The sequence below is a fragment of the Aeromonas allosaccharophila genome, assembly GCF_000819685.1.
GTDB classification, from domain to species: Bacteria; Pseudomonadota; Gammaproteobacteria; order Enterobacterales; family Aeromonadaceae; genus Aeromonas; species Aeromonas allosaccharophila.
Map to the genome: position 1 here is coordinate 98,803 of NZ_CDBR01000042.1, position 16,139 is coordinate 114,941.

The 16,139-nt window shown below is 56.5% G+C and carries 15 protein-coding genes; 13 read left to right on the plus strand and 2 right to left on the minus strand.

Annotated elements, in window-relative coordinates:
* Nucleotides 1-24: 24 nt before the first annotated feature.
* A complete protein-coding gene (locus tag BN1115_RS09020; protein WP_042656885.1) occupies nucleotides 25-1,671 on the minus strand; it encodes a multidrug ABC transporter permease/ATP-binding protein in 1,647 nt (548 codons plus the stop codon).
* Nucleotides 1,672-1,750: 79 nt separating this feature from the next.
* Entirely contained in the window at nucleotides 1,751-3,853 is a 2,103-nt protein-coding gene (locus tag BN1115_RS09025) for a TonB-dependent siderophore receptor (protein ID WP_042656886.1), read from the minus strand.
* A gap of 396 nt (nucleotides 3,854-4,249) precedes the next feature.
* On the opposite strand from BN1115_RS09025, the gene mioC reads away from it, so the two are divergent.
* The 13 genes from mioC to atpD all read left to right on the plus strand — a co-directional run bounded on the left by mioC (nucleotide 4,250) and on the right by atpD (nucleotide 16,121).
* Complete coding sequence (mioC, locus tag BN1115_RS09030) at nucleotides 4,250-4,699, plus strand: FMN-binding protein MioC (RefSeq protein ID WP_033138545.1); 450 nt, start codon at nucleotides 4,250-4,252, stop codon at nucleotides 4,697-4,699.
* Nucleotides 4,700-5,207: 508 nt separating this feature from the next.
* Nucleotides 5,208-7,097: a tRNA uridine-5-carboxymethylaminomethyl(34) synthesis enzyme MnmG gene (gene mnmG / locus BN1115_RS09035; protein WP_042656905.1), complete on the plus strand. Its 1,890-nt coding sequence runs from the start codon at nucleotides 5,208-5,210 to the stop codon at nucleotides 7,095-7,097.
* Nucleotides 7,098-7,105: 8 nt separating this feature from the next.
* Entirely contained in the window at nucleotides 7,106-7,732 is a 627-nt protein-coding gene (rsmG, locus tag BN1115_RS09040; protein WP_042656887.1) for a 16S rRNA (guanine(527)-N(7))-methyltransferase RsmG, read from the plus strand.
* Between the two features lie 26 nt (nucleotides 7,733-7,758).
* On the plus strand, nucleotides 7,759-8,562 hold the full coding sequence (locus tag BN1115_RS09045) for a ParA family protein (RefSeq protein WP_042656888.1): 804 nt from the start codon (nucleotides 7,759-7,761) through the stop codon (nucleotides 8,560-8,562).
* Complete coding sequence (locus tag BN1115_RS09050; protein ID WP_005342343.1) at nucleotides 8,559-9,467, plus strand: ParB/RepB/Spo0J family partition protein; 909 nt, start codon at nucleotides 8,559-8,561, stop codon at nucleotides 9,465-9,467. Before BN1115_RS09045 ends, BN1115_RS09050 begins: the two co-directional genes overlap by 4 nt.
* Nucleotides 9,468-9,657: 190 nt before the next feature.
* Nucleotides 9,658-10,068, plus strand: coding sequence for an ATP synthase subunit I (locus tag BN1115_RS09055; RefSeq protein ID WP_042063277.1), 411 nt, complete (start codon nucleotides 9,658-9,660; stop codon nucleotides 10,066-10,068).
* Between the two features lie 8 nt (nucleotides 10,069-10,076).
* The gene (gene atpB, locus BN1115_RS09060; protein ID WP_042063276.1) at nucleotides 10,077-10,859 is read left to right on the plus strand and encodes a F0F1 ATP synthase subunit A; all 783 of its coding nucleotides are present in this window, start codon (nucleotides 10,077-10,079) and stop codon (nucleotides 10,857-10,859) included.
* Between the two features lie 58 nt (nucleotides 10,860-10,917).
* Nucleotides 10,918-11,160 carry a F0F1 ATP synthase subunit C gene (gene atpE / locus BN1115_RS09065; protein ID WP_005307205.1) on the plus strand — a complete coding sequence of 81 codons (243 nt, stop codon included), beginning with the start codon at nucleotides 10,918-10,920 and terminating at the stop codon, nucleotides 11,158-11,160.
* 54 nt (nucleotides 11,161-11,214) lie between these two features.
* Nucleotides 11,215-11,685 carry a F0F1 ATP synthase subunit B gene (gene atpF / locus BN1115_RS09070; RefSeq protein ID WP_005339336.1) on the plus strand — a complete coding sequence of 157 codons (471 nt, stop codon included), beginning with the start codon at nucleotides 11,215-11,217 and terminating at the stop codon, nucleotides 11,683-11,685.
* A gap of 13 nt (nucleotides 11,686-11,698) precedes the next feature.
* A complete protein-coding gene (gene atpH / locus BN1115_RS09075) occupies nucleotides 11,699-12,232 on the plus strand; it encodes a F0F1 ATP synthase subunit delta (RefSeq protein ID WP_005342351.1) in 534 nt (177 codons plus the stop codon).
* A gap of 15 nt (nucleotides 12,233-12,247) precedes the next feature.
* Nucleotides 12,248-13,789, plus strand: coding sequence for a F0F1 ATP synthase subunit alpha (gene atpA, locus BN1115_RS09080; RefSeq protein ID WP_033138551.1), 1,542 nt, complete (start codon nucleotides 12,248-12,250; stop codon nucleotides 13,787-13,789).
* Nucleotides 13,790-13,832: 43 nt separating this feature from the next.
* Complete coding sequence (gene atpG, locus BN1115_RS09085; protein WP_042656889.1) at nucleotides 13,833-14,699, plus strand: F0F1 ATP synthase subunit gamma; 867 nt, start codon at nucleotides 13,833-13,835, stop codon at nucleotides 14,697-14,699.
* Nucleotides 14,700-14,732: 33 nt separating this feature from the next.
* Nucleotides 14,733-16,121, plus strand: coding sequence for a F0F1 ATP synthase subunit beta (atpD, locus tag BN1115_RS09090; RefSeq protein ID WP_005342353.1), 1,389 nt, complete (start codon nucleotides 14,733-14,735; stop codon nucleotides 16,119-16,121).
* Nucleotides 16,122-16,139: the final 18 nt, after the last annotated feature.

The window sequence follows — 16,139 nt, forward strand, 5'->3', positions numbered from 1 at the left end:
TCGCCAGTCTCATCGGTGCCGGCATCAAGCCGGCACCTCGCAATCCAGGTGGGCGATCGCATCGCGGCTCACTGCGGCACGGCGCGCGCCGGTCAGTTCAGTGAGCTGGCCCTGACGCATCTCCAGCAGGCGATCGGCCAGCGGGAAGTAGTGATCGTCGTGACTGATGGCGATCACCGTCTTGCCCATCTCCTTGAGGCGCGGCAACAGCAGCTGATAGAAGATGCGGCGGAACTGGGGATCCTGATCCGCGGCCCACTCGTCAAACAGCATCACCTCGCGCTGCTCGGCCAGCGCCAGCAACAGAGCGACCCGCTTGCGCTGTCCCTGGGAGAGATCAATATCGGCGATAAAGTTGTCCTCTATGGCGAGCTTGCTGCCCATCTGCAACCGCTCCAGCCACTCGGCTACCAGCTCATCCTTGGGTTCCGGCCCCAGCAGGTGCTGGAACAGGTGATAGTCGGTGAAGATAGCGGAGAAGAGTGCCAGATAGCCGTTGCGATCGGTGATCGGCTCCCCATCCAGCAGGATCCGGCCCGATACCGGCTGGTAAAGACCGGTCAGCAGCATGGCCAGCGTCGACTTGCCGGATCCATTGCCACCGATGATGAAGATCTGCTCCCCCTTCTCAAGGGTGAGATTGATGGGGCCCACCGCGAAGCCACCCTCCCCCTGATAGTGAAAGATCACCTGCTCCAGCTGGATGCGTTGCCAGGGGCGGATGGCGGGCGGCAGCGGGAAGTCAGCATCCGGCTCGGCCAGATTGAGGGCGGCTATCTTGTCGAACGCCACCTGAGCGGCAAGCAGGGTCGGCAGGGCGCCAATCCCCTGCAACAGCGGGGTGCGCAGGAACAGTAAGGTCAGCGCAAAGGTAGCCGCCACATTGGTATTGGCCCAGCCCAGCCCGTTGGCCAGAAAGAAGACCAGACCGATGGCCCCCAGCATCATGATATTCGACCAGTTCACCGCGCTCAGGTGATAGGTGTCGGCGCGGATGATCTGCTGGCGGTAGTCACGGGCATTCTGCTCATAGAGCTGGTGGTAGACAAAGTGAGCCCGCTCGCGGTTGAGCGCCAGCTCCTTGCTGCCGGCGATGATGGCCTGATAGTTCTGATAGAGCCGATCTTCGGCCTGACGCATTTGAGAGAGATGGCGATAAACACGGTTCACCAGCAACCAGCCCACCACCATGGTGAAGGTGACCCAGAGCGCGGTCACCCCGAGCAACGCAGGAGAGAGCCAGCCGAGGTAAAGGGCTGAACCCAGCGTGAGCACCAGCCCCTGTACCAGCTCCGGCAGGCGCACGAAGGCGATGGTGATCTGGCCGATATCGCTGGAGAGGGAGGCCAGCAGCGTCCCCTGACCAATCTGACGGATGCGGGCGACATCGGTATCCAGCAGTTGCTTGAGCAGACGGCCGCGCAACCGGTAGACAAAATGGTGACCGAGAGTGGTCAGGGCCAGCTGAGATCCGAGAGTGATCACCAGCAGCAACACAATCAGGCCGACCAGCTGACCGAGGATCGGCAGCGGATCACCTATAGATTCGATAAGAGACTGATTAATAAAAGCAATGACGCCAATCCCGCTGACGGCACTGAACAGACTGAGCAGGGTAATGGCGATAAAGGGCCAACGATATTGGCGATAAACCAGAGACAAGAGTTCCATAACGGACCGGTATTCCAGAGAGATCAGGACAACTGCGGGTGAAAAGAAGGGCGGGAACCCGGTTCCCGCCCGACTTCGATTACCAGCGGTAGTTGATGCTGCCCACTACGCTGCGTGGCTCGCCGTAGTAGCAGTAGTAGTCACAACTGGCCACGTAGGTTTCACCCAACAGGTTGTTGACGTTGAGCTGGGCACGCCAGTTCTTTGCAAAGTCATACCCGATCATCGCATCCCAGACGGTATGGGCCGGCACCTCGGCAGAGCCGTAGATGGGGGTGTAGTCCGCATTCACGGCGCCGATGCCGACGCTGGAACCGATATAACGCACGCCGGTACCCAGCTCCAGACCGGAAGCCACCCCTTGCTGCACCTTGTAGTTGCCCCAGAAGGAGGCGATGTGGCGCGGGATCAGACTGGCGCGGCGATCGCCACTGCCGGTGTCGTTGGTTTTGGCATCGGTGTAGGTATAAGCAGCGGTCAGACGCAGCGCATCGGTCGCCTGCACGCTCCCTTCCAGCTCAATCCCCTGGGAGGTCATCTCGCCAGCCTGGGTCTGCTGGCCTGAGCCACTGGAAACCAGAGCGTTACTTTGCTCCAGATCGAACAGCGCCAGATTGATGTAACCGTCGAGGAAGGCAGGCGCATATTTGACGCCTGCTTCATACAATTTTCCCTCACGGGATTTATATGAAGTTTTGGTATTCGGATCGATCCCGGGCAACATCAAAAACGACTCAGAATAAGCAAGATATGGCGAGATGCCGTTGTCGGCCAGATACATCAAGCTGCCGGAAAGGGATAGCGCATGATCGTACTGCTTTTCATCTCTATCATATGTTTTGCTGATGTTATGGGTCTCGACATAGTCAAAGCGACCACCGGCAGTCAGCAGCCAGCGATCGTCCCAACGGATCTGATGCTGAGCATAGATCCCCTCTTGAGCCATGGTTGTTTTCTGGTAAGTGGCCGTAGACTCGTCAAAACCGGGGAAGCCGCTGTAATCCGGGTTCATGGTATTGATGGAGCCCATGGCGTAGTTGTCGGCCTCGACACCTTCATTGACATGGCGCTGCAGATCCACCCCCAGCAACAGGGTCTGCTCGGTGCTGTCGGTGTTCCAGTAGCCCACCATCTGGTTATCCATGGTGGCACTCTTGGTATTGCCATCGCGGTAAACCAGACCGCGGTAGGCCGTCGTGCCTTCATAGGTCGGGAAGATATAAGTCTGGCGCAGCAGCAGATCGTTGTAGTTGAAGCGGACGTTCTGCTTGAACTCCCAGCTCTGGTTGAGCTGGTGGGCCAGCTCGTAACCGGTGGAGATCTGGGTGTTGCGGTTGCGATCGTAATCCGGCTGACTCAGGTTGGTGGAGGGATCAATCTGGCCACCTGAAGTATTCAGGGTGCCATAGACCGGGAAGAAGCCGTTGGTCGGGACCCCTTCGTCGTGCAGGAAACTGGCCAGCAGGGTCAGGCTGGTACGATCCGAAAGATCGAAGGTGACGCTCGGCGCCAGATAAACCCGATCGTTGTAAGTACCGGTAAGCACCCCATCACGCTCTTTATAGAGAGCCACCATCCGGTAGCGGCTGCTGTCGGAGAGCGCGTCTGAGACATCCACCCCGACCTGACGATGATCCCGGCTGCCCAGTTGCAGATCCACCTGCCCTTGCGGCGTGGCGGTCGGTCGCTTGCTGATGGCATTGATCACCCCGCCCGGAGGCGCTACGCCATAGAGCATTGAAGCGGGCCCCTTCAGCACTTCCACACTCTCCAGGCCGAACGGTTCCGGCGTCCAAAGATAGTAACCAGAGCCAAACTGGATGCTTCCATCGAGATAGGAAGCAGCATCGAAGCCACGTACCTTGAACCAGTCGGTGTTGTTATCGGAACCATAGAGGCCGGTCAATACGCCGGAACGATAGCGAAGCGCCTCATCCAGCTGCAACACGGCGTGCTGATCCAGCTCCTCGCGATTAACCACGGAGACGGCGCGAGGCGTCTCGGCCATCGGCACTTCCACCTTCATGGCAGTACCGGTCACCACCATGGTTTCGCTGGCTTTGGGCAGCTCTGCGGCGGCCTGTTCGGCCATCAGCGGCAGGGAGACGAGCAAACCGGAGAGTGAAAGCACGCCGAAGGTGCCCTTCTTGCCGGGTCCTGAAGTGTATTTTTGCGCAATCATATTAAAGTCTCGTTTATCAATGAGTTATGTTGTTTTAATTGTTATTTTTGGTCGTTTGTAACGACATCACCCTGTTCCATGGGCGAATAAAGCAGCGCAATCCTACTACAGGAGCCGTGATCGAATCGATTCAATAATTGCTAATCATTTGCATCTGTATTGTTATCTAACTGCGTCGTTGGCAGGATTTTACGGGGGATGGGAGTCATCAGGAGAGCCATTCGCGGAGAAGAAAATGGAGAGGAATACAAAGAAGCAGAAAAAAGATCGACGGGATGGATCCAACGGCATTATCTGACTGGATCCATTATCCCCAAGCTTTATCCATATTTATCCACACCCTTTGGCGGTAGAATCCGGCTTTCCTTTTCTTTGTCTGAAATCAGGATCCATTCCATGGCCAAACTTAATCTCGTCGTCGGCTCCATGCTGGGCGCCGCCGAATATGTCGCAGACCACGTCGCCAACCTGCTGGAACAGGCTGGCCACCAGACCCGGATCCACAACCCGGCCAAGCTGGCAGAGGTGCTGGATGATGCGGGATCCATCCTGCTGGTGGTCACCTCGACCCACGGTGCCGGTGATGTGCCCGACAACCTGCAACCCTTCGCCAAGGATCTTGCCGAGCAGCATCCGGATCTTAATTCATTGAAATATGGCGTGATCGCTCTTGGCGACAGCAGTTATGACACCTTTTGCCAGGGCGGCAAGACGCTGGATCGGCTGCTGGCCGAGTGCGGTGCCAGCCGGATCGGCGAACGGCTCGACATCGATGTGACCCAACACGAGATCCCCGAAGATGCCGCCGAAGTGTGGATCCGCGACTGGATGACGATGATCGCCTGATCAGCGTGCGGGAGATCCTGAAAAAAAGCTTGATCTCCCCACTTATCCCCAGATCAACTATCCACCATGTTATTAACAGATTGATCCGGGGGAGTTGTTCTACAAGGTTACCCACAACGCCCAGGGGTAATGTGCATAACTACGGTGTAAAGCTCTGCAAAACCTATAGTTATCCATGTATTAGATCCAGACCGATAGACCTCTGTGTATAAAAGCCCTGGTTATCCCCTCGTTCACCGGGCCAGGATCCAAGCTTTTCCACAAGCTAGGATCGTCCTTAAATTAATGATCTTTATGATCAAAAAGTGCTTATCAACAGAAAGGGCGGATCCTAATAAGAGATCCAGTAAAAGATCGATCTAAAGATCCTTAAGATCTAATTAGTGGATCCTCCCTTCATACTGAACGTTAAGTAGACGTTCCCCTCAGGACGCGAAACAGATAGAATGTTCCGCCCTTTAGCCCAGGCAAATAAAGATCTTCAGGCGTGCAGATCAAGGTGATCCCAATGCAATACCATGAACAATTTGATGTGATCGTCGTCGGTGGCGGTCATGCCGGAACCGAAGCAGCAACAGCGGCAGCCCGTATGGGCATGAACACCCTGTTGCTGACCCACAATATCGATACGCTGGGACACATGTCCTGTAATCCGGCGATCGGCGGGATCGGCAAGGGACACCTGGTCAGGGAAGTTGACGCACTCGGCGGGATCATGGCGCGTGCCATCGATCTTGGCGGGATCCAGTTCCGCACCCTCAACTCCTCCAAGGGCCCGGCAGTGCGTGCCACTCGTGCCCAGGCGGATCGCCTGCTCTACAAGGCCGTCGTTCGCCAGATGCTGGAGAACTACCCGAACCTGAAGATCTTCCAGCAGGCCTGTGACGATCTGATCATGGACGGGGATCGTGTTGCCGGTGTGGTCACCCAGAGCGGGATCCGCATCAGCGGCAAGACTGTGGTGCTGACGGTCGGTACCTTCCTGAACGGTTTGATCCATATCGGGATGGAAAACTACAAGGGCGGCCGCGCCGGGGATCCTCCGTCGATCGCCTTGGCCCAGCGCCTGCGAGAACTGCCGCTGCGCATCGATCGTCTCAAGACCGGTACGCCGCCGCGCATCGATGCCCGCAGCGTCGATTTCTCTGTGATGCAGGCCCAGCACGGCGACGATCCGCGTCCGGTCTTCTCGTTTATCGGCGATGCCAGCCAGCATCCCCGTCAGGTGCCCTGCTACGTCACCCATACCAACGAGCGTACCCACGAGGTGATCCGCAATAATCTGGATCGCAGCCCCATGTACGCCGGGGTGATCGAGGGGATCGGCCCGCGCTACTGCCCGTCGATCGAAGACAAGATCACCCGTTTCGCCGACAAGACGGCGCACCAGATCTTCGTCGAGCCGGAAGGCCTGACCACCCACGAACTCTATCCGAACGGGATCTCCACCAGCCTGCCGTTTGACGTGCAGGTGCAGATCGTCCGTTCTGTACGCGGCTTCGAGAACGCCCACATCACCCGCCCCGGCTATGCCATCGAATATGATTTCTTCGATCCGCGGGATCTCAAGGCCAACATGGAGAGCAAGTGCATTCCAAACCTGTTCTTCGCCGGCCAGATCAACGGGACGACCGGTTACGAAGAGGCGGCGGCACAAGGCCTGATGGCGGGTCTGAACGCGGCCCTGCGTGCCCAGGACAAGGATCCCTGGAATCCTCGTCGGGATCAGGCCTACATGGGCGTGATGATGGACGATCTCTCCACTCTGGGGACCCGCGAGCCTTACCGCATGTTCACCAGCCGCGCCGAATATCGCCTGCTGCTGCGGGAAGACAATGCCGATATCCGTCTGACCGCCATCGGTCGCGAGCTGGGTCTGGTGGATGACGAGCGCTGGGGCAAATTCAACGCCAAGATGGAACAGGTCGAGCTGGAGCGTCAGCGCATGCGTTCAACCTGGATCCACCCGCAACACCCGTCACTGGAGGCGGTCAACGCCCTGGTCAACACCCCGCTGACCCGCGAACAGAGTCTGGAAGAGCTGCTGCGTCGCCCCGAGGTGACCTACGATGCGCTGATGGCCATCGAAGGGGTCGGCCCTTCCGTGACCGATCCTGCCGCGGCCGAACAGGTTGAGATCCAGATCAAGTACGCCGGTTACATCGAGCGTCAGCACGATGAGGTGGAAAAGCAGCTGCGCAACGAAAACACCCTGCTGCCGCTGGATCTGGACTATCGCGAGGTGAACGGCCTCTCCAACGAGGTGAAAGCCAAGCTGAACGATGCCAAGCCGCAGACCATTGGTCAGGCTTCCCGCATCTCCGGCATCACCCCGGCGGCCATCTCCATCCTGCTGGTTCACCTGAAAAAACACGGCCTGCTGCGTAAAACCGCCTGAGGAATCCCATGTTGGAAAGATTGAACGGCCTGCTCAAGCAGGCCGAAATTGTTATCACCGATACCCAAAAGAGCCAACTGGTGCAGTTGGTCGAGTTGCTGCACAAGTGGAACAAGGCTTACAATCTCACCTCGGTGCGAGATCCGGACGCCATGCTGGTCAAGCATATCCTCGATAGCCTGGTGGTAAGCCCCCACTTGCACGGTGAGCGCTTCATCGACGTGGGGACCGGTCCCGGCTTGCCGGGATTGCCGCTGGCGATCATCAATCCGGACAAGCAGTTCGTCCTGCTCGATAGCTTGGGCAAGCGGATCAACTTCATCCGTCAGGTGATCCAGGAGCTGGGTCTGACCAATGTGACGCCGGTCAAATCCCGGGTTGAAGAGTATCAACCCGAAGTGGGATTTGATGGTGTACTGAGTCGGGCATTTGCCTCGCTGGAGGACATGCTGAGCTGGTGTCACCACCTGCCGTCAGAACAGGGCTGCTTCCTGGCGCTCAAGGGACAATATCCCGAGCAGGAGCTGGTCCAGTTGCCTGCCAATATCCGTCTGGTAGCCTGTCATGAGTTGCGGGTGCCGGAGCTGGAAGGCGAACGTCATCTGCTGGAATTCAAACATATCCAGCCCGAATAGGGTCGCAGTTTCATTTAGGGGATCGTGTGGGAAAAGTCATCGCCATAGCCAACCAGAAGGGTGGAGTGGGTAAAACCACCACCTGTGTGAATCTGGCCGCCTCCCTGGCTGCCACCCGGCGCAAGGTGCTGGTGATCGATCTGGATCCGCAGGGCAATGCCACCATGGGCAGCGGTGTCGACAAGTATGACGTCGAGCGCACCGCCTATGAGCTGCTGATCGAGGATGCCCCCATCAGCGAAGTGATCATCCCCGAAACTACCGGGGGCTATCACCTGATCGCCGCCAACGCCGACGTGACCGCGGCCGAAATCCGTCTGATGGAATTTTTCGCCCGCGAAATCCGCCTGCGCAATGCGCTGGCCTCGGTGCGGGACAAATACGACTACGTCTTCATCGACTGCCCGCCCTCTCTCAACATGCTGACCGTAAACGCCATGGCTGCCGCCGACTCCGTGCTGGTGCCCATGCAGTGCGAATATTACGCGCTGGAGGGGCTTACCGCCCTGGTCGATACCATCAGCAAGCTGGCCGCCGTGGTCAATCCGGAGCTCAAGATCGAAGGGGTGCTGCGCACCATGTTCGATCACCGCAACCGGCTGGCCAATGATGTGTCCGATCAGCTAAAACAGCACTTCGGCGACAAAGTCTACCGCACCATCATTCCCCGCAACGTTAGACTGGCGGAGGCGCCGAGTTTCGGTGCCCCGGCCATGCACTATGACAAATCATCGGTGGGCGCCAAGGCCTACCTGGCACTGGCTGGCGAAATGCTGCGCCGCCAGGAGCAGGAGCGTCAGGCGACCATCGCAGACCGAGAGAGCATATGACTCCGAAAAAACGTGGACTGGGCAAGGGGCTGGATGCCCTGCTCAGTACCAGCACGGCTGCCCGCCAGAAACAGGTGATGAGCGATCAACGTACTGAAGAGGCCATGGCCCCTACCAATCAGGGCGAGCTGCGCAAGCTGCCGGTGGAGTGGTTGCAGTCCGGCAAGTACCAGCCCCGCAAGGACATGTCCCAGGACGCACTGGAAGAGTTGGCAAACTCCATCCGCGCTCAGGGGGTGATCCAGCCCATCGTGGTACGCCCTCTCGGCGAACAATCATTCGAAATCATTGCCGGTGAACGGCGCTGGCGCGCGTCCCAGCTGGCCCGTCTCGAGGTGGTGCCCTGCATCGTCAAGGATGTGCCCGACGAGGCCGCCGTCGCCATCGCGCTGATTGAAAATATTCAGCGGGAAGACCTCAATGCCATCGAAGAGGCGGTCGCTTTACAAAGACTGCTGACCGAATTCGAACTCACCCACCAGCAGGTGGCCGAGGCGGTGGGCAAGTCCCGCACCACGGTGACCAACCTGCTGCGCCTCAACCAGCTCAACGACGACGTGAAGCGTTTCGTCGAGCATGGTGACCTCGACATGGGTCATGCCCGTGCCCTGCTGGCCCTGAGCGGCCAGGCCCAGTCCGAACTGGCCAAGCTGGTTGCCCAGAAGGGGTTGACCGTGCGCGATACCGAGAAGCTGGTGCAAAAAGCGCTGGAACCGGCAAAAGCCAGGGTCGAACCTGCCCGTGATCCGCAGATCGGTTACCTGGAGCGCCAACTGGCAGAAAAAATTGGCAATCAGGTGCAACTTCAGCCTGGCAAGCGGGATAGCGGGAAGTTAGTAATAAGTTACGAGAATTTGTCCGATTTGGACCGTATATTGGGCTATTTTGGCGTGTCGGAATCGTGATTTTTACGCTTTTTGTAGTAATAAAACATCCATTCCTTTTGATATGGCCATAACCTTGATTTGCCGCTGAAAGCCGCAAAAATTAAGGATTTTTGTCATATTGCAATAGCTGCCCTCAAGGGTATAATTTGACCGGCTTTAAGAGCTGTTAACATGGGGTCTTCGGATCCCGATTTTTTACAGTTCTGTAATGTTCAGGGGTAGGTTGGTGAAGCAGAAATTAGCCTTGGAAGGTTTGACACTGGCCTTGGTTATGCTCGTTTGTCAGCTCATCCTGATCCTGGCGATGAGTGCCGTCTGGTTTTACCTGACTGGTGCCAGCGCCGGTTATTCCGCCCTCTACGGAGGGGGGATGTACTGGGTTCCTCAAGCCTTGTTTACTGTCTGGGTGCTGCGCCGCAAGGTGACAACCGAGAGTGTGGGCCTGGTTTTGCGGGACTTTTATGGTGGGGCTGGGATTAAGCTCATTTCGACCGCAGGTCTGTTTGCCCTGCTGTCCGGTGCGGGAGTCGAGGTCGTTACCGTCTCGTTTTTCGCCACTTATATCCTCGCCCTCGTTGTACAGTGGATGGTTTCATTCACGCTTAACAACCACTATTAGGAAAACTCATGTCTGCAACCGGAGAAGTCCTGACTCCTCAGGGATATATCTCCCACCACCTGACCCACCTTCAAGTCGGGTCCGGGTTCTGGACGGTCAATATCGACTCAATGATATTTTCCGTCGTGCTAGGCGCCCTGTTTATCCTGTTGTTCCGCAAAGTAGCCGTTAACGCTACCAGCGGTGTGCCGGGTAAGCTGCAGTGCTTTGTGGAGATGCTGGTCGAGTTTGTGAATGGTAACGTCAAAGACATCTTTCACGGTCGCAACAAGGTCATCGCACCTTTGGGGTTGACCGTGTTTGTGTGGATCTTCCTGATGAACTTCATGGATCTGATCCCCGTTGACTTTATCCCTCACGCTGCACAATTGATGGGTATTCCCTATCTGCGTGTGGTTCCCTCTGCTGACGTTAACATCACCATGTCCATGGCTTTGGGCGTGTTCTTCTTGATCCTGTACTACAGCATCAAGGTCAAGGGTATCGGCGGGTTTGTGAAGGAGCTGACGCTTCAGCCTTTCAACCACCCGGCGGCCATCCCGGTTAACCTCATCCTGGAAACTGTTACGCTGATTTCCAAACCTGTTTCTCTGGGTCTTCGACTGTTCGGCAACATGTATGCTGGCGAACTGATCTTTATCCTGATTGCGGGTTTGTTACCCTGGTGGTCACAGTGGATCCTGTCCGTGCCTTGGGCAATTTTCCACATCCTGATCATCACTTTGCAGGCATTCATTTTCATGGTTCTGACCATCGTCTATCTGTCGATGGCGCAGGAAGACCATAATTGATGAAACTCAAATAATCCTTTTTATACAATCAATTACATCTAAATAACTGGAGATCCTCATGGAAAACTTGAACATGGACCTGCTGTACATCGCTGCTGCAATGATGATGGGTCTGGCTGCTATCGGCGCTTCCATCGGTATCGGTATCCTGGGTGGCAAGTTCCTGGAAGGTGCTGCTCGTCAACCGGATCTGATCCCTGTTCTGCGTACCCAGTTCTTCATCGTAATGGGTCTGGTGGATGCGATCCCGATGATCGCCGTTGGTCTGGGTCTGTACGTGATGTTTGCGGTTGCTGGCTAAGTCGTTACGACTCTCCAGGCATAACCCATTAACTAACTTAAGAGGACATCGGCTGTGAATATCAATGCCACCCTCCTCGGCCAAGCAATTGCTTTTTTCTTCTTCGTAGTGTTTTGCATGAAGTACGTATGGCCGCCGCTGATTGCTGCCATCGAAGCCCGTCAGAAAGCTATTGCTGACGGTCTCTCTTCTGCCGAACGTGCCAAGAAAGATCTGGATTTGGCCAAGGCCAACGCCACCGATCAGCTGAAAGAAGCCAAGCTGCAGGCTGCTGAAATCATTGAACAGGCTAACAAACGTAAAGCCCAGATCATTGATGAAGCTGCCGCTGGTGCCCAATCCGAGCGGGAAAAAATCCTGGCTCAGGGCCGTGCCGAGATCGAAGCTGAACGTCATCGTGCCAAAGAAGAACTGCGTAAGCAGGTTGCTGCTCTTGCCATTGCTGGTGCAGAGAAGATCCTGGCGCGTCAAATCGACCAGGCTGCCAACAGCGACATCGTCGACAAACTGGTAGCAGAACTGTAACGGGAACGGGGCTATGTCTGAACTGACTACAATCGCTCGCCCCTACGCCAAGGCTGCTTTCGAGTTTGCCGTTGAGCACAAGGCGGTTGACCAGTGGCTGGGTATGCTCGGTTTCGCTGCGCAAGTAGCGGAAAACGAGACCATGCACAACCTGGTAAACGGCTCTGTGGCTGCCGAAGAGCTTGCAAATCTATTTGTCGGTATCTGTGGTGAGCAACTCGACGAGCATGGCCAGAACCTGATCCGGGTGATGGCCGAGAATGGTCGCTTGGGTGTGCTGCCGGCGGTCGTTGCTGAATTTGTAGCGTTCAAAGCTGAACTGGATAAAGAGGTTCAGGCTGACGTGATTTCGGCGATCGAACTGACCGACCAGCAGAAAGCCAATATTCAGGCTTCTCTGGAACAACGTCTCGCGCGCAAAGTGAAGCTGAATTGCAGCATCGATGCGTCCTTGATGGCCGGGGTGCTCATCAAGGCCGGTGATCTGGTAATCGACGGCACAGTCCGCGGTAAGCTGGATCGCATGGCTGACGCGCTGCAATCTTGATTGGGGTATTAGAGCATGCAACTGAATTCCACTGAAATCGCCGAGCTGATCAAGCAGCGCATTGCGCAGTTTGATGTAAAAAGCGAAGCGCGTAACGAAGGTACTATCGTCTCTGTGAGCGACGGTATCATTCGTATTCACGGCCTGGCTGATGCCATGCAGGGTGAGATGATCGAGCTGCCGGGCAACCGCTACGCTCTGGCATTGAACCTGGAGCGTGACTCCGTCGGTGCGGTGATTATGGGTTCCTATGACGGTCTGTCAGAAGGAATGAAAGTAAAAGGTACTGGCCGCATTCTGGAAGTGCCGGTAGGTCGTGGTCTGTTGGGCCGGGTGTTGAACACCCTGGGTCAGCCGATCGACGGTAAAGGTCCGATCGACAACGACGGCTTCTCGCCGATCGAAGTGATCGCACCGGGCGTTATCGAGCGTAAGTCTGTTGACCAGCCGGTCCAGACCGGTCTGAAAGCCATCGATGCCATGATCCCGATTGGTCGTGGCCAGCGTGAGCTGATCATCGGTGACCGTCAGGTTGGTAAGACCGCCATCGCGATCGACACCATCATCAACCAGAAAGATTCCGGCATTAAGTGTGTCTACGTTGCGATTGGCCAGAAGGCCTCCACCATCGCCAACGTGGTGCGCAAGCTGGAAGAGCACGGTGCCCTGGCTAACACCATCGTGGTCGTTGCCTCTGCCTCCGAAGCGGCTGCCCTGCAGTACCTGGCTCCGTATGCCGGTTGCTCCATGGGTGAGTACTTCCGTGACCGCGGTGAAGACGCGCTGATCATCTATGATGACCTGTCCAAACAGGCCGTAGCTTATCGCCAGATCTCCCTGCTGCTGCGCCGTCCGCCCGGACGTGAAGCTTACCCGGGTGACGTTTTCTATCTGCACTCCCGTCTGCTGGAGCGTGCTGCTCGCGTTAACGCCGAGTACGTAGAGAAGTTCACCAATGGTGCCGTGAAAGGCCAGACCGGTTCTCTGACCGCGCTGCCAATCATCGAAACCCAGGCGGGTGACGTTTCTGCGTTCGTTCCGACCAACGTGATCTCCATCACCGATGGTCAGATCTTCCTGACTTCACAGCTGTTCAACTCCGGTATTCGTCCGGCGGTTGACCCGGGTATCTCCGTATCCCGTGTAGGTGGTGCTGCCCAGACCAAGATCGTCAAGAAGCTGTCCGGTGGTATCCGTACCGCACTGGCCCAGTATCGCGAACTGGCGGCATTCGCCCAGTTCTCTTCCGATCTGGACGATGCGACTCGCAAGCAGCTGGATCACGGTGTGAAAGTGACCGAGCTGATGAAGCAGAAGCAGTACTCTCCGCTGAGCGTGGCTCACCAGTCTCTGGTGCTGTTCGCCGCCGAGAAAGGCTATCTCTCCGATGTCGAGCTGAACAAGATCGTCGACTTCGAAGCCGCTCTGCTCTCTTACGCCAATACCCAGCATGCCGAGCTGATGGCTGAAATCAATGCCAAGGCCGACTACAACGACGCGATCGTTGGCAAGCTGACTGCGTTGCTGGATGACTTCAAGGCAACCCAGACCTGGTAAGCGTGTGTGGCAGCGCGAGCTGCCACCTGATGGAGAGTAAGAGATGGCCGGCGCAAAAGAGATACGTAACAAGATCGGGAGTGTGAAAAACACTCAGAAGATCACCGGCGCTATGGAAATGGTGGCAGCAAGCAAAATGCGCCGTGCGCAGGAACGCATGTCTGCCAGCCGTCCGTACGCTGAAACCATGCGCAAGGTGATCGGCCATATCGCTCAGGGGAACTTGGAATACAAGCACCCCTACCTCATCGAACGTGAGGTCAAGCGAGTGGGTTACATCGTCGTCTCCACCGACCGTGGCCTGTGTGGCGGTTTGAACATCAACCTGTTCAAGGCTGCCCTCAATGATATGAAGCAATGGAGCGCGAAAGGTGCCAAGGTTGACCTGGCACTGATCGGTAACAAGGCCTCCAACTTCTTTGAACGGCACGGCGCCAAGGTGAAAGCTCACGTCGCAGGACTGGGCGATAACCCGAGCGTCAATGACCTGATTGGTTCAGTCAAGGTCATGCTGAAGGCTTACGACAACGGTGAGATTGACAAGCTGTATCTGGTGTACAACAAGTTCGTCAACACCATGGTGCAGCAACCACGGGTCGATCAACTGCTGCCTTTGCCCGTAACTGAAGACAGCAAGCTCGCCAAGAAACACCACTGGGATTACCTCTATGAGCCGGATCCCAAGCAACTGCTGGATACCCTGCTGATTCGCTATGTCGAGTCCCAGGTGTACCAGGGGGTAGTGGAAAACTTGGCAAGTGAACAGGCAGCCCGAATGGTTGCCATGCAAGCCGCGACTGACAACGCCGGTAACCTGATTAACGATCTGCAACTGGTATACAACAAGGCCCGTCAGGCCAGTATTACCCAGGAGCTGACAGAGATCGTATCCGGTGCTGCTGCGGTGTAAGGCAAGGGTTATCAAAGGTTTAGAGGATTTGACATGAGTAACGGTTTCATCGTCCAAATCATCGGCGCTGTGGTGGACATCGAGTTCCCGCAGGATGCCGTGCCCCAGGTGTACGATGCACTGAAGGTCGTTAGCGAAGGTCAAGGCCAGGGTCTGGTGCTGGAAGTTCAGCAACAGATCGGTGGCGGCGTCGTTCGTTGCATCACCATGGGCTCCTCCGACGGTCTGCGTCGTGGGTTGGAAGTAGTGAATAGCGGTAAATCCATCCAGGTTCCGGTCGGTACTGCGACTCTGGGTCGGATCATGAACGTACTGGGCGAGCCAATCGACGAAAAAGGTCCGATCGGTGAAGAAGAGTGCTGGTCTATCCACCGCGCTGCCCCCAGCTACGAAGATCAGTCCAACAGCAACGATCTGCTGGAGACCGGCATCAAGGTTATCGACCTGGTATGCCCGTTCGCCAAGGGTGGTAAAGTTGGTCTGTTCGGTGGTGCCGGTGTAGGCAAAACCGTAAACATGATGGAGCTGATCCGTAACATCGCAATCGAACACAGTGGTTACTCTGTGTTTGCCGGTGTAGGTGAGCGTACCCGTGAGGGTAACGACTTCTACCACGAGATGATGGAGTCCAACGTACTGGACAAAGTATCTCTGGTTTACGGTCAGATGAACGAGCCGCCCGGAAACCGTCTGCGCGTAGCGCTGACCGGCCTGACCATGGCCGAGAAGTTCCGTGACGAAGGTCGTGACGTGCTGTTCTTTGTGGACAACATCTACCGTTACACCCTGGCCGGTACTGAAGTATCCGCACTGCTGGGCCGTATGCCTTCCGCAGTAGGTTACCAGCCGACTCTGGCCGAGGAGATGGGTGTTCTGCAAGAACGTATCACCTCCACCAAGACTGGTTCCATCACCTCCGTACAGGCCGTTTACGTGCCTGCGGATGACTTGACTGACCCGTCTCCGGCGACCACCTTCGCCCACTTGGATGCGACCGTTGTACTGTCCCGTCAGATCGCGGCACTGGGTATCTACCCGGCCGTTGACCCGCTGGACTCTACCTCTCGTCAGCTGGATCCGCTGGTGGTTGGCAAAGAGCACTACGAGACCGCTCGTGGCGTTCAAACCGTACTGCAGCGCTACAAAGAGCTGAAGGACATCATCGCCATCCTGGGTATGGATGAACTGTCAGAAGAAGACAAACTGACCGTAGCCCGTGCCCGTAAGATCGAGCGTTTCCTGTCCCAGCCGTTCTTCGTAGCAGAAGTGTTTACCGGTTCTCCGGGTAAATACGTGCCGCTGAAAGAGACCATTCGTGGTTTCCAGGGCATCCTGAAAGGCGAGTATGACGATCTGCCCGAGCAGGCGTTCTACATGGTTGGCGGTATCGACGAAGTCGTCGAGAAATCCAAGAAACTGTAAGCCTCGACAGGAGGGCCC